Here is a 21,745-nt window from a genome sequence, read left to right on the forward strand (position 1 = left end):
TATCCTCCAAAACGACTACTATAAAACTTTAGCCAAAAAGTCTTTTGCACGTTGACTAGTTGGATTAGTAAAAATCACTTCAGGCGCGCCTTTTTCTTGTAAATAGCCATCAGCCATAAACCAAATTTCATCCGCTACTTCACGGGCAAAAGCCATTTCGTGAGTTACCACGACCATGGTCATCCCAGATTCAGCTAGATCTTGCATGGTTTTTAGAACTTCACCAACCATTTCCGGGTCTAAAGCACTTGTTGGCTCATCAAATAGCATTACCTCGGGATTCATTGCTAGAGCACGAGCAATTGCCACCCGTTGCTGCTGACCACCAGATAAACTGCTCGGATATTGTTTTGCCCGATCTTCTAAACCAACACGCGCTAGCAATTCTAAAGCAGTTTTTTCAGCTTCAGCTTCGCTGATCCCCTTAACTTTCATTGGCGCTAACTTGATATTCTCAATGACGTTCATATTGGGGAATAAATTGAAGTTTTGGAAAACCATTCCCATCTTTTCCCGCAATTGGTCGAGTTCCTTGCCTTCGTTCAACTTTGCTAAATCAGTTCCATCAAAAATAATCTTTCCTTCAGTAGGATGTTCTAAAACATTGAGGCAACGCAAAAAGGTGCTTTTTCCTGATCCTGAAGGTCCAATAATACAGATCACTTGACCCTTGTCGACTTCAGCGGAAATGTCTTTCAACACCTCATTATTGCCAAAGCGTTTTTTCAAGTGGTTGATTTCAATCATTGCTTTAGTCATTGTGCTTCATCCGTTTCTCAAAGTAATTCAACAATCTCGTTAAGGTAAAAGTCATAATAAAGTAAATTACCATGGCAATCGCTAATGGTAATACGCCTCGATAAGTCGAAGTTTGAACTAATTGCGTTTGATACATTAATTCTGAAACTCCGATTACTGAAACTAAGGAGCTATCCTTTAATAAGGTAATAAACTCATTGCCCAAGGCAGGCCAAATATTCTTTAGCGCTTGAGGAATAATTACGTAGCGATAAGTCTTAGCTTGACTCAAGCCTAGTGATCTTGCTGCTTCAGTTTGGCCTTTAGCAATCGACCCGATACCAGACCGAATATCTTCAGCTACATACGCACCTGAGTTCAAACCGATCGCAATAATTCCAGCTACGACCGCTGACAAGTTGGAAACAAAGTAGCCCACGCCAAAGTAAACGAAAAGAATCTGTACCATTTGTGGCGTTCCCCGAATGAACTCAATATAAGCTACTGCCAGCCAATGGACCAGCTTAATCTTTGATAAGCGCATCAAAGCAAATAGCGTCCCTAAAATTACTCCAATCAAGACTGAAAAAATCGTAATTTCAACTGTATAGCCCACACCTTTAACAAAGTATGGTGCATATTTCATCATTGAATTGTTCTTTTTAGCAGTCTTCATATATTTGGCTGCTGCTGGCAAATACTTGTGTTCGATCAGTTGCTCTTTTTGTACTCGAGCAATCGTCTTATTAACTGCAGCTACTAAATCCTTTTGGCCTTTAGCAATGGCTACAGCGTTACCGGCTTGAGCTTCTTTTAAATCTGATTGTACCGCTAATAAATTGTGGTTATTTTGAGCATAGGCTTTGGCAATCAATTCTTCAACTACTACCCCTGCGACTTTACCTGATTGTACGGCTAAGACTAAATTATTAATCTTGCTTAAGCCCTTGACTTTGCTGGACTTCATCTGCTTTTGGATCAGTTCATACTGAATACTGCCAGTTTGTGCTCCCAAAGTTTGGCCTTTAAAGTCCGCAATTTTACGATATTTTGCCTGATCCTTTTTATTGATTAAGAAAAATTCGCCACTTGGATGGTAATAGATCTTAGAAAAATCTACGCTCTTCTTACGCTCTGGACTTGGTGTCATTGCGGAAATTACCATATCAACCTTGCCCGTTTCCAATGCTACTAACAGCGAATCAAAGCTCATATTCTTAATAACAAGCTTGGCATTAAGATCTTTGGCGATATCTTTAGCTAATTCGATGTCAACGCCAACATATTTAGTCTGCCCAGCTTCACTTGCCGTAAATTCCAATGGTGGATAATCGGCCGAAGTTCCAACTACTAACTCTTTCTTTTGTTTAATTCGCTGCATAACTGAATTATTCGTCACTTGATCTGCAGCTTTTACTGGCATTACCGTGAGCAAAATGGTCAAAAATGCCAATAAACTGGTCATGATTGCCATCATCGTCTTTTTTGGTAGTTTCATCTAGCCTCCCACTTCCTTGTTACTACTTGCTTACTAGAGTACCACATTATTTATTTACACAAAATAAGGGTAGAGCAAAAACTCTACCCCTATCTACTTATTAATTAGCAGTTGTCGCTTGCCAAGGCAAGGCGCACAACACATACATAATCACTCCAGCGATTACAAATTCCAAAAAGATACCACTACTGATCTCTAATAAGAAACCCATGCCAGCAAAAGAAGTTGTCGTTACATTAAACAACACTGGAATAATTGCCAAAATTCCGCAAATTAGAATTAACCAAAAACCAGCCCACATTCCTGCACCAGTAGTTGTATGAATTAAGGCCTTCAAACTTGAACGTGATTGTAAATCCCGCATCAACGAGACCAAAGTGATGATAGTAACAATGATGATCACAATGTTAACTACCAATAACAAACCAGCAATATTGGCTCCAAGCGTAACCACATTCAAATTGAATGCCTGATTGACCAAATAAACTTGATTATTTTTTTGCTTTTTCAGACGACTATTGATCACCTGCGCTTCGCTAGATGAATCATGATCGATATTAGCATCAATATCATTCAAAATCTGCTGTGCCAGATCTGTGTTGCTGACCTTAAACCAGTGAAAACCCAAACTATAGTCGATAATATGATCTGCAATTGGTTGCGTCTGCTTCTCCGTCAACAAATTAGAGGCCTCTTCACCTTGTGCATTAAGCAAATCGGCCAATTTATCGAAGTTATTGTTAACCTGACGAACGATTACCGCCTGATTGCTACTAGTTCTAATCTGGCTCTTCATAAAAAACGGATTTAAAAACGTTGCCGTAATCATAGACAGAGTAACAATTAAGAACAGCACAAAAGCCAGCGTCCGTTTATACTCATGACTCTGTTCTTGACTTAATCTTCTAAGATCAGCACGTGATCGTCCTGCCATCTAAAAACCCCTTTAACTGATAATTTCTTTGTCTTCGTCAAACATGTGATCGATTGCTCGATGAACGTTAATCATGTCGGCTGAAGCAATGATGCGGTGACCATCGCGCAAAGCTTGTTCAATTTCTTCAGGCTTTGCATGGCAGAAGCTGTACATCAATGAACTAGTTGCATAGTTAGACAAGTCTTCTGGCGTTAAATGATGCTTCTTGCGTTCATGGTACAATCTACCAACACCAACGGTAATAAAAGTAATGCCACTTTCGATTTCATCTTCAGTTGCCTTGATACCATCGAAAACATTAGTTTCTTGAATCCAATTAAACAAAATGTCGCCCCAATTATCAAGTGAATCATTAGCAGTAATTGCTTGTGAAATAATCCGATCAAGCCCTTCATCTCTTGAACCAAGAATAAAGATTGTATAAATAAATGCTTTCATATGAGCATAAGAAGAAGTGTGATCAATGTCATCGTACTTATCTACTTCTTTACTCAATGTGGTCAACAAATTACGCGCAATATCGTTGATCAATCTTGCCTTATGAGGATAGTAGGATTGCAATAATGATTTCGAAATATTGGATCTTTCTGCAATCATTTGTAATGATACATTCTCCAAGCCTTTTTCTCTGATTAAGCGAAAAGTATTTCCAAGAATCTCTCTTCTTCTTTTCATGTTTTTACGTCTTGCCATTTTATCTATACCTTTCCTTCCGTATGTTTTACTAATATTATATCAATCATCTAATTATATACATAACATTTTGTATTTTCTACAAAAAAATAACCCTCACTTTTTTGAGGATTATTTTAAAAGCTGTACTTTATTACCATATCGTTTATTTCAAACGATTTTGTTCATCAAAAATCTGGTGAATTGAACGATCGTTATAGACATAATCCATACCACGAGCAAGCAATTGATCAACCGAAATTCTTACCATGCGGTCAGGATAATTCTTATGCATAATAGTATCAGTAACCACAATTTGCTCAATTGGCAATTCATTCAAGGTTTCGTTAGCATTCTTTGAAAGCAATGCGTGAGTAGCGGCAACGTAAACCTTCTTAGCACCAGCTGCCATTACGGATCTAGTCGATGAAGCAATTCTTGAACCAGTATCAATTAAATCGTCAACGATAACACACTTCTTACCCTTAACATCACCAATCATATCGTGAATTTCAGTGTCATAACGTGCACCGCGTTGATCAACGATAGCAATTGGAGCATCAAAGTATTGACCAAAGTTTCTAGCCAGCTTAGCCCCTGAGTGATCTGGAGAAACGACTACAACATCATCGTCGCCCTTTCTAGCAATACCATTGTCAAGGAAGTATTGTGCCAAGATTGGCATTGCGTGCAAGTGATCGACCGGAATATTGTAGAAACCTTGAATTTGCGAAGCGTGCAAATCAACCGAAATCAAACGGTCAATTCCAGTAAGCTGCAATAAGTTAGCGATCAACTTTGCAGTAATTGGCTCACGCGATCTAGTCTTGGTATCAGAACGTGAATATGCCAAGTAAGGAACTACGACATTGACATTGTGTGCTGAAGCGCGGTGTAAAGCATCAAGCACAATTTCTAATTCCATGAAGTTTTCGTTGACTGGATCTTGAATCGATTGAATTACGAAAACATCGCATCCTCTAACCGATTCGCCAATGTTAACTTGAATTTCCCCATCGCTGAAATGATGAACTGCAGTTTCAATCAATGGTTGGTGTAATTGTTGCGCAATCTTTTCATTTAAAACCGGATTACCACCCAAGCCGATGACTTTCATTGGGTGTAATAATTGATGAAGCTCTTCCTTATCCATAGTTACCTCTTCTGTAAAAATACAATATACAGTTTTATTATAACTAAAATTGGCAATAAAAGCTTGTTAAATCTAGATAGTTTATTTTTTGCCGATAAAAAACTAACTATATATCCTATTTTTAGGTTATTGCTAGTTGCTGCTATTTACAAAAGTCTTTAATTAAGTCTAACAGCTTCAAACTCTTTACCGTATAGCTATCATGTTTTTGTCGTGGCATAATAATCAACCGACCATTAGGAATAATCTGACTGTACCAACGCACATGCTCAACTTTGACCCAATCTTTTTCACCAACCACACACAAAGTTGGAACTTGAATCTTCTTCAGCATATCCTCTGACATAAAACTCTCGGTAAGCTCAACTCGGCTATCGCGATCTAAGCGTAAAAAGCGGTGGAAGCCTTCAGTTAAATAATGATGAGGCTTGATGCCAGCACCATTAACAAAAACTCCGGCAACGATCAGTTTCTTAAAAGCATCAGGATGTTGACTAGCTAGCATCATCGCAGCTAATCCACCAGCATCAAAACCAAAGCAATAGCAGCCAACAATGCCCATTTGCTTGATAAAACTATAAATATCCTCAACTTCGGTTTGATAGTGTTCTGCTATATCGCCATCACTTAAACCATGGCCACGCATATCGACTACATAGACCGTATAATGCAATGACAGTGGCGACACAATTTTATCGTACATCCCGCCATCCAAGTGGTGTCCGTGAATCAACAAAAGTGGCTCCCCGGTTCCTAACTTATGATAATACAGCTCGACGCCATTAACCTTTTCTTTCATTGTTGTTCCCTTCGTTGATGCTGATCAATTTTTCTGAGCTCTTACTTGACCGATACTCTTTCCACAAACTTTTAGCAATCAAGCTCCAAACCAAATAGTTGGCCTTAAAATTATCTGGCACCATCTTCAAATTGAAATTGTGAACCATACTATCTTCTCTTTGCCAGTAATGATAAAGTGGGCGACTGCTACAATAATAGCCATCAGTTAAAGAGAGATATTTAACATTGAAGATTTGATCCTCCATAAAGGCCAATTTCTTTACAAATTGGAGCTTATGCTTTCTAACTACATTAGTTTTATAACCCTTATTCCAGGTATAGCCTTTTACTGGTGAAACAAAGGCATGATTGAAGAAAAATGAACCCCAGAAATTGACAATTAAGCGATAAGCTTCACGCTTGCTGATACTCTTTTCAATCGCCTTCTTGCAAGCATTAATTGCCGGCTTACCTTCATAATCAATCCAAAAGCCACAACTTACCATGGCTGCTTCAGGATGTTCATGAAAAGCCTTAACGAAATAAGCCGTATAATCGGGATCGACCCAATCATCCCCATCGTGGAAAGTAAAATATGGCGTGGTCACTGCTTGCATACCGACATTTCTAGCATCAGATAACCCACCGTTAGCCTTATTGATTATTCTAAAATGTTGAAATTTATTACGATATGATTCTGCAATTTCAGCAGTTCGATCTTGCGAACCGTCATTTACGATTAACAATTCAAAATTAGGATCAGTTTGCTCAGCTAAATGATCCAATGCTCGCGCCAGATATTTTTCCATATTGTAAACTGGCATAATCACGGTCAGTTCAGGTTGTTGTAACATATTATTCCCCCATATTGTTCCAATTATACCATCTTAAAGGCTTGGCTTGCATCTTTCACCATAAAACTTAAATTTTACTAAATATTACTATTTTTGTATAGTACAACTTGACCAAAAATAATTTTTGTCTATTATAATATCCATATTATGCGAAGGAGAAAAATTATGAAAAAGATTATTACGATGATTTCGATCCTCTTGGCAAGTTGGACTTTCCTTGCTTTCAATCATGGACAAGCTCTTGCCGATACTGAAACCCCAGTGGTTACCTTAGGTGGCTCGCTAACTGCAAGCCAGCGTCAAGGTACAATCGATACGCTTACGCAGCCTCTTAACGGTAGTAATTACCAAACGATCACCGTTACTGGTAGCGATTTGGTTAAGTATCTCAATCCATCTGGCGATAATTTCACCACTTCATCAGGAGTTTGGTCTAGTGCAATGATCCAGAAAACCAGTTCTGGTTCCGGCATTAACGTTAAAATTTTATCTTACAATGGCAAAAACAACATTACGACAATTACTGCAAATCAATATAAGAACGCTGCTTTAACTGCTGGTATCACCGATGCCAATATTTATGTTACCAGTGCCGTGCCAATCGATGGCTCTGGCGCTTTGGCCGGCGTTTATGCAGCCTATGCGAAAAACGGCAATTCTTTAAATCAAGAACAAGTCAATGCGGCTCAAGATGAAATCAATACCTTAAGTGGCATTACTCAAGAAAATAAAGATAAAGACGGCTATACTGATTCACAGCTTAACAATGCCGTAGCTGGTGCTAAATCGCAAATGGCGAAAGTCGGCAATAATATTTCTGATAGTCAAATTCGCGATATTGTCACCAATCAAATCAATATCAATCATTTAGGCGATACGATTACCAACGAACAAAAGAACCAAATTGTCAACATCCTAATTGAAATTCGCGATTCTGGTGCTTTGAAAAACAGCAATTTTAAGCAACAAGCTGCAGAATTATCAAAGCAAATTCAGGCAGGAGCGAAAAATATTTTTGATAAGTTGAATACTCCTGAAAATCGCAACTTTTTCCAACAATTAATTGATAGTATCGTTAACTTCTTTACCAGCCTGTTCAAATAAGCTGGCAATAAAAAAAGAGACGACCTAGCATCAATATGCTAGTCGTCTCTTTTTTTATTCTTGATCCATAAATTCGTTTAACAAGCTATCGACAAATTCATTGCCAGCATTATTCGCATGACCCTTAGTCCAACTATAAGTAGCATTAGGAAATTCTGGCAATAGGCGATCAACTTCTTGCCACAGCTCTTTATTTTTAAGCGGACCAGCTGCGCGTTTCCAGCCACGATTCTTCCACCCTTGAAGCCATTTTTGATTGATGGGATCTAGTACATATTTCGAATCAAGTACAAACAATAGTTTTTCTTGGTTGATTCCTAATTCAATCAGCTTATGCAGGGACTCAATAAAACCGGTCAATTCCATTTGATTGTTGGTTTTGCCCTTTTCTCCACCCGCTTGGTGCACTTCTTGACCTTGCCATTCAATTCGATAAGCCCAAGCTGCTGGATCATCAGGAGCTACTTTGGCGCCTTTGATGCCAGCTCCAGAGTTGCGTGTGCCACCGTCGGTATAAATCGTTGCATAATAGTCATTTGTCATTTGCTTCATCCCTTACTATTGGTAAATTACTTAAGCAGTTTATTTTTTCCATGTTAAAATATATCTAAATACACAAGGAAAATTATAAGGCGGGGGAACATGTTCTTCAACACAAAAAAGTACGCACAGGAAGCAGAAAAAAATCGGCAAGCTAATCTTTGGCAAGAACCTAGCATGTTTAACATGCTTTCATTAGCTTTTTTAGCCTCCTTTGCGCTTACTAGACCGTTGCTGCGCTTGCATCCGCAACACGTTCAAGATTTGACAACGCAAGAGCCTAGCAAAGTGCGCCATGAACAAGTTCCGATTATTTATTTCCATGGCTTTCGTGGTGGTGATTACACTACAAAAATCATGGTTGAACAAGGTTTAAAAGATAAGGGTAAAAACGATTTTCTCAAAGTCACCGTCGATCTTTGGGGAAATTTTCGTTTAGAGGGAACTTGGACTAATGATCTTCATCCCATGGTTCAAGTCGTTTTTCGACAAAGAATCGTTGGCATTTATACAATCGATTATTACCTTAGCCTGCTCTTGCCATTTTTGGCTAAACGCTATAACTTTAATCGCTACACTGCTGTAGCCCATTCACTATCTTGCCCTTGTATCATAAGAAGCGAGATCAAGCACTCTCGTAACAAAAAGTTCCCCCACTTAGATAAGTGTGCTTTAGTTGCTGGTCCATTTAATGGTGTTACTTATCTGGGAGACATTCCTAACGTGAATCGACTAAATGAAAAAGGTCGCCCCAACTTGATGAACCCACATTATTTATATTTGCTATGGCATCGCAAACGATTCAATCCGAATATTTCCGTTTTAAATATCTATGGCAACATCCTTGATCAAACAAATACTGATCGGTTCATTTCAGTAGTTTCTGCTAAAAGTATCCGGTATATCCTTGCTCCAATCGCACATCGCTATCAAGAAGTTGAAATTCGTGGTGAAAAATATGCTGAGCATAGTATCATGCATGACAATCCATTCGTAATTGATATCATCAATAAGTTTGTTGGCTTGAAAGATTATTAGGGAGGTGATTAACTTGGCAATTTTAACGGATATTTGGCGAATTATTATTATCACTAACTCAATCCTAGCATTTTATATTGTTTTCCACCGCCGTCGTTCGGTAGCTACTACATGGGCCTGGTTGATCATCCTCTTGGTACTTCCAGTCATCGGAATTACGCTCTACTCTTTCTTTGGACGGGGTATTTCCCAGGAAAATCTCTTTGCCATCAATAAACAGCGTCACATCGGCTTAGGCAATGTTCAACGTTCGATTACTTCTGCACCACCGAAAAAAATCAGCGACTCCGATACCAGCAACAAGGCTAAGATCGCAATTAAGTTTTTTAACAAGAAAAATGAAGCTCCGCTTACGAAAAACAACCGCGTAAAGCTTTACACCGATGGCCAAGAAATGTTCACGGACATGATTCGTGATCTTGAACAGGCTAAAGAAACGATTAACGTTGAATTCTACACTTTTTACAACGATGAGATCGGCAATAAAATCCTCGAGCTCTTAATTGCTAAAGCTAAAGAAGGCGTCAATGTTCACGTACTCTACGATGCTTGGGGTTCAATGGGGGCAACCCGGTCTTGGTTTAAGCAGTTAACTGATGCCGGTGGTCACGTCCTTCAATTCGTTACTTCACGCAATATGATTACGCGATACCGGATTAACTACCACTTGCACCGAAAGATTGTGGTCGTTGATGGCAAAACCTCATGGACTGGGGGCTTTAATATTGGCGATCAATACCTTGGCAAGAAAAAGAAGTTTGGCTATTGGCGTGACAGCCATGTTCGTATTGTGGGCTCCGCTTCATTGCTACTCCAAGAACGCTTTGTGATGGATTGGAATGCCTCAATTACTAAAGACTCCCAAATCATCACTTACAGCGACCTCTTCTTCCCTGATCTGGACGAAAGCAATATCTCCAATGGCGATATTGCTACGCAAATTATTTCTGATGGACCAGATAACGACGAACGCTATATGCGTAATGGCGTTATTCGCTTAATGATGTTAGCACGCAAGCGACTATGGATTCAAACGCCATATTTGATTCCGGACGATGCTGTTTTTGCTGCCCTTCAAATTATTGCTCATTCTGGCGTTGACGTACGTATCATGATCCCTTGCAAGCCCGACCATCCTTTTATCTATCGGGCAACGCAATGGTATGCCAATGAATTAGCACGCAGTGGCATCAAAATTTATATCTACAATAACGGCTTTATCCATGCTAAAACCATCGTAGTCGATGATCTTTATGCAACCGTTGGCTCGATGAACCAAGATTATCGTTCTTATGATCTTAATTTTGAGGATCTAGCAATTTTTTACGATCGCGATTTTAATCTTCAATTAGCTGCTAGTTTTGAACAAGACATGGAACAATCAACCTTGTTAACTAAAGAAATGATTGCCCAGCAAAGTCGCTGGCTTAGAACATTACAAAGCTTTTCACGCATGTTATCACCGATACTTTAAAAAGCTACCGCATTCGGTAGCTTTTTATTTGCCTATTTCAAACTTCACGTCTCTGCCCAAATGCTCTTCGAGCGCTTGGATTACTGTGCGGAGATTAGTCGCAAACTGTAAATAATATTGGCGATTATCGCTTGTTCCCAAAATACAGATAACCCGATCACGCTGATCGCCGGAATAGTCAATCAATAAAACGCGTTTGATTTTACTGTAGTCGATCGTTCTTTTAAAAAAGCCCGATACCACAGCCCGCTTCTGAGCCAATCCAGTTGAGCCATCAATTAAACTCGTCAACAATAATAGTGCCAAAAAGAAGTTGATGGCTGGCATTTGCGGATTTAGATAGCCACTATAGAAAAAGCCCCCAATGATCAAAAGCGTCCAAATCACTAATGATATACGAAATTTAGCGCGTAAATTTACTTTAGCTTGCCAATACCAGCTATAAACAGCATAGATTAACAATAAAACGTCAACAATAGGATAAAATAAAGAATCTTGCATAAATATTGTCCTTAATAAAGTCTTTTAACTAAAGTATAACAAAGTTTGTCTTATAATGGTTTTAGAATTAACTGGAATAGAAAGTAGGAAGATCATGATCGACACAAGCAAAATCACCACTTTAAAACACGATATCGAAGAAGCAAAACACGTAGTCTTTTTAACTGGAGCTGGAATCTCAACTCATTCTGGAATTCCTGACTACCGGTCAAAAACTGGGATTTATAACGGTATTTCTGAACCACCTGAAACTATTCTTAGCGAAGATACACTTTACCAACGACCAGAATTATTTCACAACTTTGTTATGCAAAATATGTACTTCCCTGACGCTCAGCCAAATCCAATTCATGAAAAAATTGCAAAAATCTGCAATGAAAAAGGCTATTTGATCACTCAAAATATCGATCGTCTGGATACTAAAGCAGGCAACCAACACGTTTTAGAATTTCATGGCAACCTGTATGAGATCTATTGTACTAAATGCCACCAACCAGTTAGCTATGAAGCCTATGCCCAAGATTTCCGTCATCAAGATTGTGGGGGAATTATTCGTCCAAAAGTCGTGCTATACGGTGAGGCAATCAATCCCGAAACGCTAACTAAATCGGTCGAAATCATGCGTCAGTCTGATTTGATAATCATTGCCGGTACTAGCTTTGTCGTTTATCCTTTTGCACAGTTGCTAGCTTATCGCAATCCAGCAGCCAAAATTTGGGCAGTCAATAAGACTCCACTTCCAGCACAAGGAATTAACGAAATAATTGGGGATGCTCTAGATGTCTTTCCTAACTTATAAATTGCACAAATTAGCACATCTTGATAAGCTATCAAAGAATACTTTAGAAAAGGATTGAAACTATGGAAGCTATCTCAATTTTTAATTTATATGCCCCATTTTTTGATTTGCACAACTGGGAACACGTTTTGACCAGTGGCAAAGATTGGATGATCATTTTAACGCTAATTTTAATGGAATGCTTGCTTTCGGTTGATAATGCCGTCGTATTGGCAGCACAGACTCAGGTTTTGCCAACGAAAAAAGAACAAGAAAAATCTCTACTTTATGGGCTTTGGGGCGCCTATATTTTTCGTTTTATCGTTATCGGTATCGGGACTTATTTGATCAACTTCTGGGAAATTAAATTAGCTGGTAGTATCTACCTCTTCTACCTGTCATTTAAATTCTTTTATGATCAACATCACCCTGAAAAGGCTGCCCACCACGAACATCCTCACAAACAAAAAAAGCAACGCAAGCATATCTTTTCTTTGTTCTGGCGAACCGTTATTTCGATTGAATCGATGGATATCGTTTTCTCAATCGACTCAGTTTTGGCAGCCTTGGCAGTCTCAGATAATCCAGTTGTCGTATTAATCGGTGGTATGATCGGAATTCTTTGCATGCGAGGCGTAGCTGAAATTATTATTAAGCTGATGGAAATTATTCCTGAATTGCAGCCAATGGCCTACGTATTAATTGGCATCATCGCCTTAAAATTATTATTAGCCTTGCCACCACTCCATTACGAAATGCCAAATGTTGCCTTTGCAATTGTTGTATTTGGCGTTTTAGGAATTACCGTGATTTTCCACTTTTGGAAAATTAAGCGTCACGGACACAAGCACATGTAAAAAATGGACTACGAAACTTATTTTTCAAGCGCACCTACTGCCGAAATAGCACAGGATCTATTGGGGCGCTTGCTTACTTTTGACACAGGCAAAGAAATCTTAGGTGGCTATATTGTTGAAACTGAAGCCTATCTAGGCAAAAACGATCGTTGCGCCCATTCCTTTGGCGGACACAGATCTAGCGCTAATGAAGGTTTGTATGGTAAAGCCGGAACGCTCTACATCTATTCCCAACGTCAATATTTTTTCTTTGATGTTGCAACTCAGGCAGAAAATGAACCTCAAGGAATATTGATCCGCGCCATTGAACCTAGCCTAGGGATCGAACAAATGCAGCTTAACCGTCATGGCAAAACTGGCCCACTTTTAACCAATGGTCCAGGAAAAATGATGCAGGCCTTAGGAATTACTAGTCGCAAATGGGATTGTCAGTTTATTGGCGACAGTCCGTTTGCAATTGATTTAAGTCAGCGAAAAATTCCTGAAAAAATTATTGCTGCCGAACGTGTTGGTGTTACCCAGCGAGATCCTTATTGGGCCGGGCAAAAACTTCGCTTCTATCCTCAGGGAAATCCATATGTTTCAACCATGAAGAAAAAATTTTTCCAAAAAAATTTAGGTTGGCGCTTGACAAGCATCTAACTATGTTTTAACATTCATTTAAATTAAATATTTATCCAATGCAATAGAGGTTGCGGTAACTACTAGAATCAAGGGAGTGCACGAACGCTGTGAACTTGCTTCTGAGAGCTATCGCCGAAATCGAATTGGCTTTCGTGAATCAATTCGGTTGGGCTACAGGAGAAGATGCTGTAGACTGTCCCGGTCAGTCCCCGGGGAGCGCTATATGATTTGGTTTTATTACTGATGATTAAAAGTGAACCTCGCTGCAGATACTGCTAGCGAGGTTTTTATTGTGCTTTATTGTATTGGCTTTATTTGAAAATTTTGGAGGTTTTTTCATTGAAGTCAAGAACTAGATTACTCGCACTAATTGCGACAATATTGATGTTGTTCATTACTTTTGGCAATCATTCAACAAGAGTTGAAGCTGCTAATGATAGTGATGTGTTAAAAGTGGGAATGGAAGCTAACTACCCACCTTACAACTGGACCCAAACTACCGATGCCAATGGTGCAGTTCCAATTGATGGCACTCATGCTTATGCAAATGGGTACGACGTGCAAATTGCCAAGATCATTGGTAAGAAATTACACCGTAAGGTTGTAGTTGAAAAGACTGAATGGGATGGTTTGTTGCCATCACTTACCTCTGGTAAGATTGATTTGATCATTGCAGGAATGAGTCCTACTGCCGAAAGACGCAAGGCCATCAACTTCTCAGTTCCTTACCGTAAGGGTACTTTTGTTATTATCCTTAATAAGACCAACAAGTACGTTACTGCTAAGAGCCTTTCAGATTTTAAGGGTGCTAAGTTAACTGCACAACAAGGTACTTTACACTACGGCTTGATCAAGCAATTAAAAGGTGCTAAGCGTGAACCTGCAATGCGTGACTTCTCAGCAATGCGCCAAAGCTTGATTTCAGGTACTATCGACGGTTACGTCGCTGAAGATATTGAATACGAAAGCTACAAGGGCGTTAACCCTAACATCGTTGCCATTAATCTTAACAAGATGCCTGGTTTCAAGGTTCCTTATTCAGACTCTGTAACTAGTATCGGGGTTAAGAAAGGCAATACTAAGTTATTAAACGAAGTTAATGCAATTTTGAAGACGATTCCTGAAAAGAAGCGTCAACAATTAATGATTACTGCAGTAAAGCAACAACCTAAGACTGAATCAACTGATAAAAAGACTGGCAAGAAGCAAAGCTGGTTAGTAACTACTTGGAACCAATATGGCAACATGATCCTTAGTGGTATCGGCATGACGCTTTTAATTGCCTTAGTTGGTACGATTGCTGGTTTCATTATTGGTTTATTGGTAGGTATCGTAAGAACTATCCCTACCCCAACTACCACTGGTAAGAAGATTGGTTTAAAGATTGTTAACTGGTTATTGTCAGTTTACGTTGAAGTATTCCGTGGAACCCCTATGATGGTTCAAGCTGCGGTAATCTACTATGGTATTGCTCAATTCTGGCACTTGAACTTGAACCGTACCCTTGCTGCTTTGATTATCGTTTCTATTAATACTGGTGCTTACTTAGCCGAAGTTATTCGTGGTGGTATTATTTCTACCCCTGAAGGTCAATTTGAAGCAGCTAGTGCTTTGGGTATGACCCATAACCAAAGAATGTGGCACATCATTTTGCCTCAAGCAATTAGAAATTCATTGCCATCAATTACTAACGAATTCATCGTTAACATTAAGGATACTTCCGTTTTGAGCATTATCTCTGTTTCAGAATTATTCTTTGTTGGTACGACGATTGCTAGTCAAACATTCCAATTCTTCCCAACTTACTTAACGATTTCTGCAATCTACTTGGTACTTACTTTTACTATTACAAGAATCTTCAATTTGATTGAAAGAAAACTCGATGGTAACCGTAACTACAACTTGATGGCAAATCAAATTCAAGTGGGAAATCCTAAAAATTCGGAGGGAAATAACTAATGGCTGAAAATAACGACAAGATTTTAAGCATTAATCATTTACAAAAGGCATTTGGCGAACACCAAGTGTTGCGCGATATTTCTTTTGATATCAATAAGGGCGAGATCGTTTCAATCATTGGTCCTTCCGGTGGTGGTAAGTCTACTACTTTGCGCTGCATTAATCTTTTGGAAGAACCAACTGGTGGCGAGATTCGCTTCCACGGCGATAATGTTTTGGATGCTGGCTACGATCGCAACAAGTTTAGAGCTAAAGTCGGCATGGTTTTCCAACAATTCGACTTGTTTGAAAACAAAAACGTCCTTCAAAACTGCATGATTGGTCAAGAATTGGTTTTGAAGCGGGCAAAAGAAGAGGCTAAGGAAATTGCCTTGGAAAACTTGCGCAAGGTAGGGATGGAGCCTTTCATCAATGCTAAGCCTAAGCAATTATCTGGTGGTCAACAACAACGGGTGGCGATCGCACGTGCGATTTCAATGAACCCAGAAGTCTTATTGTTCGATGAACCAACTTCTGCGCTTGACCCAGAAATGGTTGGCGAAGTACTTGATGTTATGCAAAAGTTGGCCACTACTGGTTTAACAATGGTAATCGTAACTCACGAAATGGGCTTTGCTAAGAACATTTCTGATCATGTTCTCTTCATCAGTGATGGTGTTATTACTGAAGAAGGCGCTCCTGAGCAAATCTTTGATCACCCAGCAAACGAAAAGACGCAAAAATTCTTGCGCAACTTTAAGCAAAACGATTTCTAAATTTTTTTCTTGTTTCTCCTCACTATTAGCGATAAGTATCTCAATCTTGGATACTTATCGCTTTATTTGCGCCTGATAATCACATAACGGTAAAATTTACTTAGGTAAATCACCATAAAGATTGCATGTTTATTGGGAGAAACATTATGAAAAAATCACCTTATTAATAGCCAGTTCAGCTTTATTAGCATTTGGCTTAAGTCAAACAACTACTACTTTTGCTGGCACGTCTAAAACTTTGACCAGCAATGCTTATATCTATGATGCCAAAGGGAAGAAAATTACTCGGTTAGGCAAGCTGCTTAAAGGCTACTAACTTTAAGAAGAAGGCAAAGACACGTTTAACAGCTGATGGCAAATATGGCTTGACTGCTAATGATAAAACTAAGCATTCTGAAAAGCCTACAAAAAATAAAGATATTCCTAACTCAGAACGTCAAAATTTAACTAAATCTTCTACTAAAACGGCACCGACTATTACTGCCAGGGATGAATACTATGCTAAAAAGTATGCCAGCAGGGATATCCTAAATACAAAACAAATGCGGAATTAACTCATCTAGCCAACCAAGTTGCTTTACCTGGAACACCAGAATTTAAGTCTTTGGGAAATATGGTAAGCCAAAATTACCAACATATTGGTAGTTTCCTTCCTGAATTAACACGTTTGGGTTTAAATATGGCACATAGTTTCAGCTATACTGATGCAATTGGCAATGACTCAAAATATGGCGTTTATTACGGTACTTGGTCTGTTCCTAAAACTCCCGAAGCTAAAGCTGATCGTTTATTCAATATGTTTAAAGAAAACAGCGACAGTATTGAGTTTCCTCTACTCACTGGAATGAAAGAACGCTATGCTTATGGAGCTATTTCAGCTAGATTCTATTATGATGATATTCATGGTGATTTAAATGGTATCGGTTTTACATTGATCAACGCCGATGGCACTAGCCCAGAATGGATCGATGCCTGGAATCAAGCCAATTAAAAAACGCCTGACTTCATCAAAGAAATCAAACGTTAACTTCTAAACAATATCAGGATTTTGTTCTAATTCATGTAGTCGCCACTGAGTCGAAAAGTATGTCTCTCTAACATGGCGCAACTCATCATAATCACTTTGCAAGGTGTCAATGGCATCTTGCAATTTTTTATTTTCTTGACGAATCGCATTCAATTCTGGATCTGCGATTACTCCCTTCAAATGGACCTGTGCAGCTAAATAGCTACGACGATATTGAAACTCTTCTTTCAAAGTTCCGAGGCTATTTTCATACTTAACTAGTTTTTGATTGATACCTTTAATCTGTTCATTCAAGCTGACAAATAAATCATATGGCATATCCGACTTAATCCGATTGCATTCTGAGCAAGAAAGAATTAAGTTAGAAAAATCATTGTTGTGCGATAGCGAGACTGGATCTTTATGATCGACGCTCCTACCGCTTCGACCACAATATTGGCAACGATAATGGTACTTAGCTCTAATGCGTTCACGATCAATATAATCAACTTCATTCAATTGAAAATCGACCTTCAAACCCATTTGCTCTAGATTATAAGCAAACTCGCGTCCTGGATCAGGAACAAAACCCTCACCATCTTGGCTTGCGATAACTGCTTGATTGAAATCAACTCTTGCTAGTTGCTGTAAAGCCACACGATTATTGTCATAATCTTGAATAAAACCTTCATAGCGCTTTTGCAATTGTCTAGTTTTAACAATCCACTCAACTTCTTGTTTATCTTCTTTTCCTATAAAAGCATAGAGCAACGCTTTAGCAAAAGTTGCGACTGCATCATTAGCATATTCCTCAGGATTACGCCCTCGCTGAATACAAATATCGCAAATACTAGTTAATTTGGGATTCATTAACCCTGCTTGCTTAAAGTGCAACGATGCCATGCGCAAGCCACAAGAACTACATTGAAATTTCACCCTACTCACCCATTAACAAGATACTAAAAGCAATTCGTTGCATTTTGTCTTTGCCGGCAAAATCGCCTTTAAATAAATCTGGTAGGATATGCTTAATAAAGTATTGCACACATACAAGATCGTCGAATTTTTTGATAGTTTCCAAACTTTCCTTGAACATCTGCATGTAGACTGGATTTGGATTACCTAGTTCAATTTCGCCATAAGCTTCATATAAAAGATCAAGTTTATCGCAAATTGATAAAATCTTACCTTCTAGAGTATCATCTTTCCCTTCAGATAAGCGTTTGGTGTAGATCTCTTGGAATTCGGCAGGAATTTCGTCTTTGATAAATTTATTAGTCATCGTTTCTTCAACATCGCCGATCATCTTACGCAATTCTGGCGTTGCATATTTAACAGGCGTCTTGATATCGCCGATGAAACGTTCAGTATAATCGTGATTAAGGCTCTTTTCGTATAAAGCTTTCCAATCGACCTTTTGACCACCCTTAACTTCTTCGATGTCACCCATCATTTGAGCTAATTCAGCCGTTCTAAAACAATGATCGGCTACTGAATGATGATGATACTTAAAGTAGCCTGGTGCTCGATCGATTGACTCTAAACTATTGAAACCTTGAATATATGCATTTAATCCCATAAAAAAGTCCCTCCATCTAGCTAAAATTTTTACTATGTTACCAAAATTATAAACCAGATGCAAGAAAGATTATCTACAATTTACTTTTCAAGTTTTATTCTACAATAATGATGACCATAGTCATCACGGGCTAAACGCTTAGTGTCAACTAGATAGCGACGCAGAATTGCATAATCATCATATACTTCAGCCAGAATTGCATTGACTTCTTTTTCGCTATAGTCGCGGTCAAATTCAAACTTTTCGCTTAAAGCATCGAACAATGCTTCTTTCGCCTTTTGTTTACGCGGAATGGTTATCAATTTTCCGTCCTTTAAAAATCTTTCTAATGCCATTATTTATCACACCAATCTTTTACGACTTACCAAGTAACCTATCAAGAAAATCACTAATCCACAAATAGCAAGGCTAATCCAAGCCGGACCAATTCCATAACGATCAGACAAATATCCATTAGCAGCTAGCGCAACTACTTCAATTCCTGCATCTAGCGCATTAGACACAGATATAATGGTGGCTCTGCGATTTTCTGTTTCAATAGCTGTCTGTAATACGACTCCAGCGATCAAATTTTCTACGCTACCAAACATAGTATGTATCATAAATATAGCAAGGGAAGCATAATAATTTGATTTTGTCATCACAACCGCCCAAATAGTGAAGGTCATCATGACAGAGCTTATAACAATTAATTTTAGTTGATTGTTATCTTTTAGTTGTTTCTTTGAAACAAATCGATTGTAGATAGTTATAGCCAGCATCCCTGATAAAGTCATGAAAACAGATATCGTGCCTGAATTAACGTATTTTCCATGTTGAAAATAAATTTGCCATTGATCCAAAGGCCCAGATGAAATAATAGCGATCGGCAACAATAGCAAGATCAGACCTAAAGTCTTTCTTTCGTGTTTAACAGCTTCTTTGACGTCACTAACTAAATTCATCCCGGACCAGATTTTTACATTGCTTTGTAAGTTTTGACTATCATATCTAAGCAAAGGAAGAATAGTGAAGCTGGTGATGATCAAGAAAAAGGCACCAGCAATCAAGGGAAGCTGCAAATTAATATTTCCTAAAATATTTGCCCCAACAAATGTCGCTAACATGGTTATTGGGGTCGCAATTATCCTATAACCTGAATAGATCGAGCCAAGCTCATTCTTGGCATGATGAATTGATGATTTATTTGCAATCCATGAATCCATGGTTCCGGATTGGAGTGAATCTCCTATCGCAGTCAGGATTCCACTTAAAACCATATATGCTAGATTAAATGGGCTAAATGCCAATATCAAGAGTCCAATCGCCCGAATTATAGCGCTAACGATAATAGTCTTTAAATAACCGAATCTATCTGCAATATAGCCAGATGGGATTTCTGCGAAAAAGGTCACGATCCAGAAAATACTGAGAAATAAATTTATTTGACTATAATTGTACCCAACATGGCGCATAAAAAGATAGATTGTCCCGCTCCATAAGGATACGCCTACTGTGTAAAGTATGCTTATGTAATAGTAAATGTACTTATATTTTTTCATCGTCTTTGATATTTATAATTGTTTAACCTCATGTAAAACTTTTTCATGCAGAGTAAGAATTTGCTCAATGTCACTAAAACGAACATTTTCATTCGCACCATGCATATTAGAACTTGAATTTCCAATACCATAATTAATCAATGGTAAGCCAAGATTGTTGCCAAAAGCATAAGCTGGTCCGGCCACAAAGTCGTTTAGCACATACTGCACGCCTGTCTCACCATAAACTTCTTTTGCTTGCTGAAGTACTAACTGAATTACAGGATCAGTAATGTCCGCACGATAACCCGGCTGACCAACAAGATATTTAACCTTTAGATCTGAAAAGCCATTTTTAATCAATTGTTTTTGCGTTAATTCTGCTACTCTTTCTGGATCTTGATTTGGTGATAAGCGGAAATCGATTTTTGCTTTTGCAGAGCGTGGTAAAACCGTTTTAACGCCTTCTTTTTGATAGCCACTCGTCAAGCCATTAATAGTAATTGTAGGTTCATTAACCAAAGCAAGTTTGGGATCATCAGTTAGTAAAGGTCGGGTTAATGCCGAATCCTGCGTAATTTTAGCTGAATCAAACTCATAGTTTTCTACATACTCTCGCTCTTCATCGCTAATTGGATCAACATCATCGTAAATTCCGTCAATCAAAATTCGATTGGTTCCAACTTCACGCAAGGTAGCTAGTCCTTGCACTAGACGCCATGGCGCACTTTCAGCATAGCTTGCTTGAGATGAATGTAAGTCAGTATTGGCAGTTTCAACGCTAACTTCAATACAAGAAACGCCCTTTAAGCCACCACTAACAACTAGCTGTCCCTTAGAATTCTTGGCGCCACCTTCCCAAATGCAAAGATCTGCTTTTAGGCGATCACGATATGCGTTGGTATATTCAACAATATGGCTTGATCCAATCTCTTCTTCACCTTCAACGAAGAATTTTACATTGACTGGCAATTGATTAGTCTGCTTCAAATAATCAATCAAAATTAGTCTGGTAACTAATTCACCCTTGTCATCTAAAGCCCCTCTTACAATGAGCTTACCATCTTTCACCGTAACCCGATAAGGATCACTATCCCAATCAGCTATATCCCCTTCAGGCTGGGTATCGTAATGATTATAAAAAAGAACCGTTTTATCGCTGTCAGCTTTGAATTCTGCAAAAACGTTGCTTGGTCCACCATGATCGTTCCATTCTTCAACTACATCAGCCTTTAACTGCTTAAATTTAGCAAGCAACCAATCGGCTGTTTTTTGTTGATTGAGATGTTGAGCCGCAATTGTTTTTAATTCAAAAAATTCGTTGTAATCCTTAAAATGTTCTTTTGCAAATTCTGTCAAACTAGTCATTGTTCTACCT

Annotated in this window: 24 protein-coding genes, 1 pseudogene and 1 riboswitch; of the genes and pseudogenes, 11 read left to right on the plus strand and 14 right to left on the minus strand. The window is 38.6% G+C overall.

What is annotated here, in order from left to right; translation table 11 throughout:
* Nucleotides 1-18 precede the first annotated feature (18 nt).
* From BN52_RS03260 to BN52_RS03290, 7 genes are all read right to left on the minus strand, one after another.
* Complete coding sequence (locus tag BN52_RS03260; protein ID WP_008472767.1) at nucleotides 19-759, minus strand: amino acid ABC transporter ATP-binding protein; 741 nt, start codon at nucleotides 757-759, stop codon at nucleotides 19-21.
* Nucleotides 752-2,236, minus strand: a complete 1,485-nt coding sequence (locus BN52_RS03265) for an ABC transporter substrate-binding protein/permease (protein WP_008472769.1) — start codon at nucleotides 2,234-2,236, stop codon at nucleotides 752-754. The genes BN52_RS03260 and BN52_RS03265 overlap by 8 nt, the downstream gene beginning before the upstream one ends.
* Before the next feature lie 100 nt (nucleotides 2,237-2,336).
* The gene (locus BN52_RS03270) at nucleotides 2,337-3,170 is read right to left on the minus strand and encodes a hypothetical protein (RefSeq protein ID WP_008472770.1); all 834 of its coding nucleotides are present in this window, start codon (nucleotides 3,168-3,170) and stop codon (nucleotides 2,337-2,339) included.
* A 12-nt stretch (nucleotides 3,171-3,182) separates the two neighbouring features.
* Nucleotides 3,183-3,866 (minus strand): TetR/AcrR family transcriptional regulator, encoded by a 684-nt coding sequence (locus BN52_RS03275; RefSeq protein ID WP_008472771.1) that lies wholly within the window; start codon nucleotides 3,864-3,866, stop codon nucleotides 3,183-3,185.
* A gap of 145 nt (nucleotides 3,867-4,011) precedes the next feature.
* Nucleotides 4,012-4,998 carry a ribose-phosphate diphosphokinase gene (locus tag BN52_RS03280; protein ID WP_008472772.1) on the minus strand — a complete coding sequence of 329 codons (987 nt, stop codon included), beginning with the start codon at nucleotides 4,996-4,998 and terminating at the stop codon, nucleotides 4,012-4,014.
* 142 nt (nucleotides 4,999-5,140) lie between these two features.
* Complete coding sequence (locus BN52_RS03285; RefSeq protein ID WP_008472773.1) at nucleotides 5,141-5,797, minus strand: alpha/beta fold hydrolase; 657 nt, start codon at nucleotides 5,795-5,797, stop codon at nucleotides 5,141-5,143.
* Entirely contained in the window at nucleotides 5,781-6,632 is an 852-nt protein-coding gene (locus BN52_RS03290) for a glycosyltransferase family 2 protein (RefSeq protein ID WP_008472774.1), read from the minus strand. The genes BN52_RS03285 and BN52_RS03290 overlap by 17 nt, the downstream gene beginning before the upstream one ends.
* Nucleotides 6,633-6,797: 165 nt before the next feature.
* Between BN52_RS03290 and BN52_RS03295 the strand changes: the two genes are divergently transcribed.
* Nucleotides 6,798-7,736 (plus strand): DUF1002 domain-containing protein, encoded by a 939-nt coding sequence (locus tag BN52_RS03295; RefSeq protein WP_008472775.1) that lies wholly within the window; start codon nucleotides 6,798-6,800, stop codon nucleotides 7,734-7,736.
* A 54-nt stretch (nucleotides 7,737-7,790) separates the two neighbouring features.
* Here BN52_RS03295 and BN52_RS03300 read toward each other — a convergent pair.
* A pseudogene (locus BN52_RS03300) lies at nucleotides 7,791-8,276 on the minus strand (ribonuclease H family protein); the annotation flags it as partial.
* Between the two features lie 102 nt (nucleotides 8,277-8,378).
* Here BN52_RS03300 and BN52_RS03305 point away from each other — a divergent pair.
* Both BN52_RS03305 and cls read left to right on the plus strand, forming a co-directional pair.
* Entirely contained in the window at nucleotides 8,379-9,314 is a 936-nt protein-coding gene (locus BN52_RS03305; protein WP_008472780.1) for an alpha/beta hydrolase, read from the plus strand.
* Nucleotides 9,315-9,327: 13 nt separating this feature from the next.
* Nucleotides 9,328-10,788 (plus strand): cardiolipin synthase, encoded by a 1,461-nt coding sequence (gene cls, locus BN52_RS03310; protein ID WP_040473345.1) that lies wholly within the window; start codon nucleotides 9,328-9,330, stop codon nucleotides 10,786-10,788.
* Nucleotides 10,789-10,812: 24 nt separating this feature from the next.
* On the opposite strand, the gene BN52_RS03315 is transcribed toward cls, so the two are convergent.
* A complete protein-coding gene (locus tag BN52_RS03315; RefSeq protein ID WP_008472782.1) occupies nucleotides 10,813-11,289 on the minus strand; it encodes a hypothetical protein in 477 nt (158 codons plus the stop codon).
* A 94-nt stretch (nucleotides 11,290-11,383) separates the two neighbouring features.
* Between BN52_RS03315 and BN52_RS03320 the strand changes: the two genes are divergently transcribed.
* The 8 genes from BN52_RS03320 (at nucleotide 11,384) to BN52_RS03355 (ending at nucleotide 17,253) form a co-directional block, all read left to right on the plus strand.
* Nucleotides 11,384-12,088 (plus strand): NAD-dependent protein deacylase, encoded by a 705-nt coding sequence (locus tag BN52_RS03320; protein WP_008472783.1) that lies wholly within the window; start codon nucleotides 11,384-11,386, stop codon nucleotides 12,086-12,088.
* A gap of 71 nt (nucleotides 12,089-12,159) precedes the next feature.
* Nucleotides 12,160-12,924, plus strand: a complete 765-nt coding sequence (locus BN52_RS03325; RefSeq protein ID WP_040473355.1) for a TerC family protein — start codon at nucleotides 12,160-12,162, stop codon at nucleotides 12,922-12,924.
* A 3-nt stretch (nucleotides 12,925-12,927) separates the two neighbouring features.
* Complete coding sequence (locus BN52_RS03330) at nucleotides 12,928-13,566, plus strand: DNA-3-methyladenine glycosylase (protein ID WP_008472786.1); 639 nt, start codon at nucleotides 12,928-12,930, stop codon at nucleotides 13,564-13,566.
* A gap of 36 nt (nucleotides 13,567-13,602) precedes the next feature.
* Nucleotides 13,603-13,778, plus strand: a riboswitch (Lysine riboswitch).
* 109 nt (nucleotides 13,779-13,887) lie between these two features.
* Nucleotides 13,888-15,507 carry an ABC transporter substrate-binding protein/permease gene (locus tag BN52_RS03335; protein ID WP_008472787.1) on the plus strand — a complete coding sequence of 540 codons (1,620 nt, stop codon included), beginning with the start codon at nucleotides 13,888-13,890 and terminating at the stop codon, nucleotides 15,505-15,507.
* The gene (locus tag BN52_RS03340) at nucleotides 15,507-16,262 is read left to right on the plus strand and encodes an amino acid ABC transporter ATP-binding protein (protein ID WP_008472788.1); all 756 of its coding nucleotides are present in this window, start codon (nucleotides 15,507-15,509) and stop codon (nucleotides 16,260-16,262) included. Before BN52_RS03335 ends, BN52_RS03340 begins: the two co-directional genes overlap by 1 nt.
* A 121-nt stretch (nucleotides 16,263-16,383) precedes the next feature.
* On the plus strand, nucleotides 16,384-16,578 hold the full coding sequence (locus tag BN52_RS03345; RefSeq protein ID WP_008472789.1) for an SLAP domain-containing protein: 195 nt from the start codon (nucleotides 16,384-16,386) through the stop codon (nucleotides 16,576-16,578).
* A gap of 49 nt (nucleotides 16,579-16,627) precedes the next feature.
* On the plus strand, nucleotides 16,628-16,816 hold the full coding sequence (locus tag BN52_RS03350) for a hypothetical protein (RefSeq protein ID WP_008472791.1): 189 nt from the start codon (nucleotides 16,628-16,630) through the stop codon (nucleotides 16,814-16,816).
* A gap of 59 nt (nucleotides 16,817-16,875) precedes the next feature.
* Nucleotides 16,876-17,253, plus strand: a complete 378-nt coding sequence (locus BN52_RS03355; protein WP_008472793.1) for a hypothetical protein — start codon at nucleotides 16,876-16,878, stop codon at nucleotides 17,251-17,253.
* A gap of 39 nt (nucleotides 17,254-17,292) precedes the next feature.
* On the opposite strand, the gene BN52_RS03360 is transcribed toward BN52_RS03355, so the two are convergent.
* The 5 genes from BN52_RS03360 to BN52_RS03380 all read right to left on the minus strand — a co-directional run bounded on the left by BN52_RS03360 (nucleotide 17,293) and on the right by BN52_RS03380 (nucleotide 21,735).
* Nucleotides 17,293-18,204 carry an HNH endonuclease gene (locus BN52_RS03360; protein WP_008472794.1) on the minus strand — a complete coding sequence of 304 codons (912 nt, stop codon included), beginning with the start codon at nucleotides 18,202-18,204 and terminating at the stop codon, nucleotides 17,293-17,295.
* Nucleotide 18,205: 1 nt separating this feature from the next.
* Nucleotides 18,206-18,847 carry a YfbR-like 5'-deoxynucleotidase gene (locus BN52_RS03365; RefSeq protein ID WP_008472795.1) on the minus strand — a complete coding sequence of 214 codons (642 nt, stop codon included), beginning with the start codon at nucleotides 18,845-18,847 and terminating at the stop codon, nucleotides 18,206-18,208.
* An 80-nt stretch (nucleotides 18,848-18,927) separates the two neighbouring features.
* Nucleotides 18,928-19,182, minus strand: a complete 255-nt coding sequence (locus BN52_RS03370; RefSeq protein WP_008472796.1) for a DUF2087 domain-containing protein — start codon at nucleotides 19,180-19,182, stop codon at nucleotides 18,928-18,930.
* A gap of 6 nt (nucleotides 19,183-19,188) precedes the next feature.
* Nucleotides 19,189-20,388 carry an MFS transporter gene (locus tag BN52_RS03375; RefSeq protein ID WP_040473347.1) on the minus strand — a complete coding sequence of 400 codons (1,200 nt, stop codon included), beginning with the start codon at nucleotides 20,386-20,388 and terminating at the stop codon, nucleotides 19,189-19,191.
* Between the two features lie 12 nt (nucleotides 20,389-20,400).
* Complete coding sequence (locus BN52_RS03380; RefSeq protein WP_008472799.1) at nucleotides 20,401-21,735, minus strand: M20/M25/M40 family metallo-hydrolase; 1,335 nt, start codon at nucleotides 21,733-21,735, stop codon at nucleotides 20,401-20,403.
* Nucleotides 21,736-21,745: the final 10 nt, after the last annotated feature.

This window comes from Lactobacillus gigeriorum DSM 23908 = CRBIP 24.85 (assembly GCF_000296855.1).
Classification (GTDB): Bacteria; Bacillota; Bacilli; order Lactobacillales; family Lactobacillaceae; genus Lactobacillus; species Lactobacillus gigeriorum.

What these genes read in the sequence shown, in the direction of transcription:
- BN52_RS03260 (WP_008472767.1), bottom strand. Translation starts at nt 759, where the DNA reads ATGACTAAAGCAATGATTGAAATCAACCACTTGAAAAAACGCTTTGGC.
- BN52_RS03265 (WP_008472769.1), bottom strand. Translation starts at nt 2,236, where the DNA reads ATGAAACTACCAAAAAAGACGATGATGGCAATCATGACCAGTTTATTG.
- BN52_RS03270 (WP_008472770.1), bottom strand. Translation starts at nt 3,170, where the DNA reads ATGGCAGGACGATCACGTGCTGATCTTAGAAGATTAAGTCAAGAACAG.
- BN52_RS03275 (WP_008472771.1), bottom strand. Translation starts at nt 3,866, where the DNA reads ATGGCAAGACGTAAAAACATGAAAAGAAGAAGAGAGATTCTTGGAAAT.
- BN52_RS03280 (WP_008472772.1), bottom strand. Translation starts at nt 4,998, where the DNA reads ATGGATAAGGAAGAGCTTCATCAATTATTACACCCAATGAAAGTCATC.
- BN52_RS03285 (WP_008472773.1), bottom strand. Translation starts at nt 5,797, where the DNA reads ATGAAAGAAAAGGTTAATGGCGTCGAGCTGTATTATCATAAGTTAGGA.
- BN52_RS03290 (WP_008472774.1), bottom strand. Translation starts at nt 6,632, where the DNA reads ATGTTACAACAACCTGAACTGACCGTGATTATGCCAGTTTACAATATG.
- BN52_RS03295 (WP_008472775.1), top strand. Translation starts at nt 6,798, where the DNA reads ATGAAAAAGATTATTACGATGATTTCGATCCTCTTGGCAAGTTGGACT.
- BN52_RS03305 (WP_008472780.1), top strand. Translation starts at nt 8,379, where the DNA reads ATGTTCTTCAACACAAAAAAGTACGCACAGGAAGCAGAAAAAAATCGG.
- BN52_RS03315 (WP_008472782.1), bottom strand. Translation starts at nt 11,289, where the DNA reads ATGCAAGATTCTTTATTTTATCCTATTGTTGACGTTTTATTGTTAATC.
- BN52_RS03320 (WP_008472783.1), top strand. Translation starts at nt 11,384, where the DNA reads ATGATCGACACAAGCAAAATCACCACTTTAAAACACGATATCGAAGAA.
- BN52_RS03330 (WP_008472786.1), top strand. Translation starts at nt 12,928, where the DNA reads ATGGACTACGAAACTTATTTTTCAAGCGCACCTACTGCCGAAATAGCA.
- BN52_RS03340 (WP_008472788.1), top strand. Translation starts at nt 15,507, where the DNA reads ATGGCTGAAAATAACGACAAGATTTTAAGCATTAATCATTTACAAAAG.
- BN52_RS03355 (WP_008472793.1), top strand. Translation starts at nt 16,876, where the DNA reads ATGGTAAGCCAAAATTACCAACATATTGGTAGTTTCCTTCCTGAATTA.
- BN52_RS03365 (WP_008472795.1), bottom strand. Translation starts at nt 18,847, where the DNA reads ATGGGATTAAATGCATATATTCAAGGTTTCAATAGTTTAGAGTCAATC.
- BN52_RS03370 (WP_008472796.1), bottom strand. Translation starts at nt 19,182, where the DNA reads ATGGCATTAGAAAGATTTTTAAAGGACGGAAAATTGATAACCATTCCG.
- BN52_RS03375 (WP_040473347.1), bottom strand. Translation starts at nt 20,388, where the DNA reads ATGAAAAAATATAAGTACATTTACTATTACATAAGCATACTTTACACA.
- BN52_RS03380 (WP_008472799.1), bottom strand. Translation starts at nt 21,735, where the DNA reads ATGACTAGTTTGACAGAATTTGCAAAAGAACATTTTAAGGATTACAAC.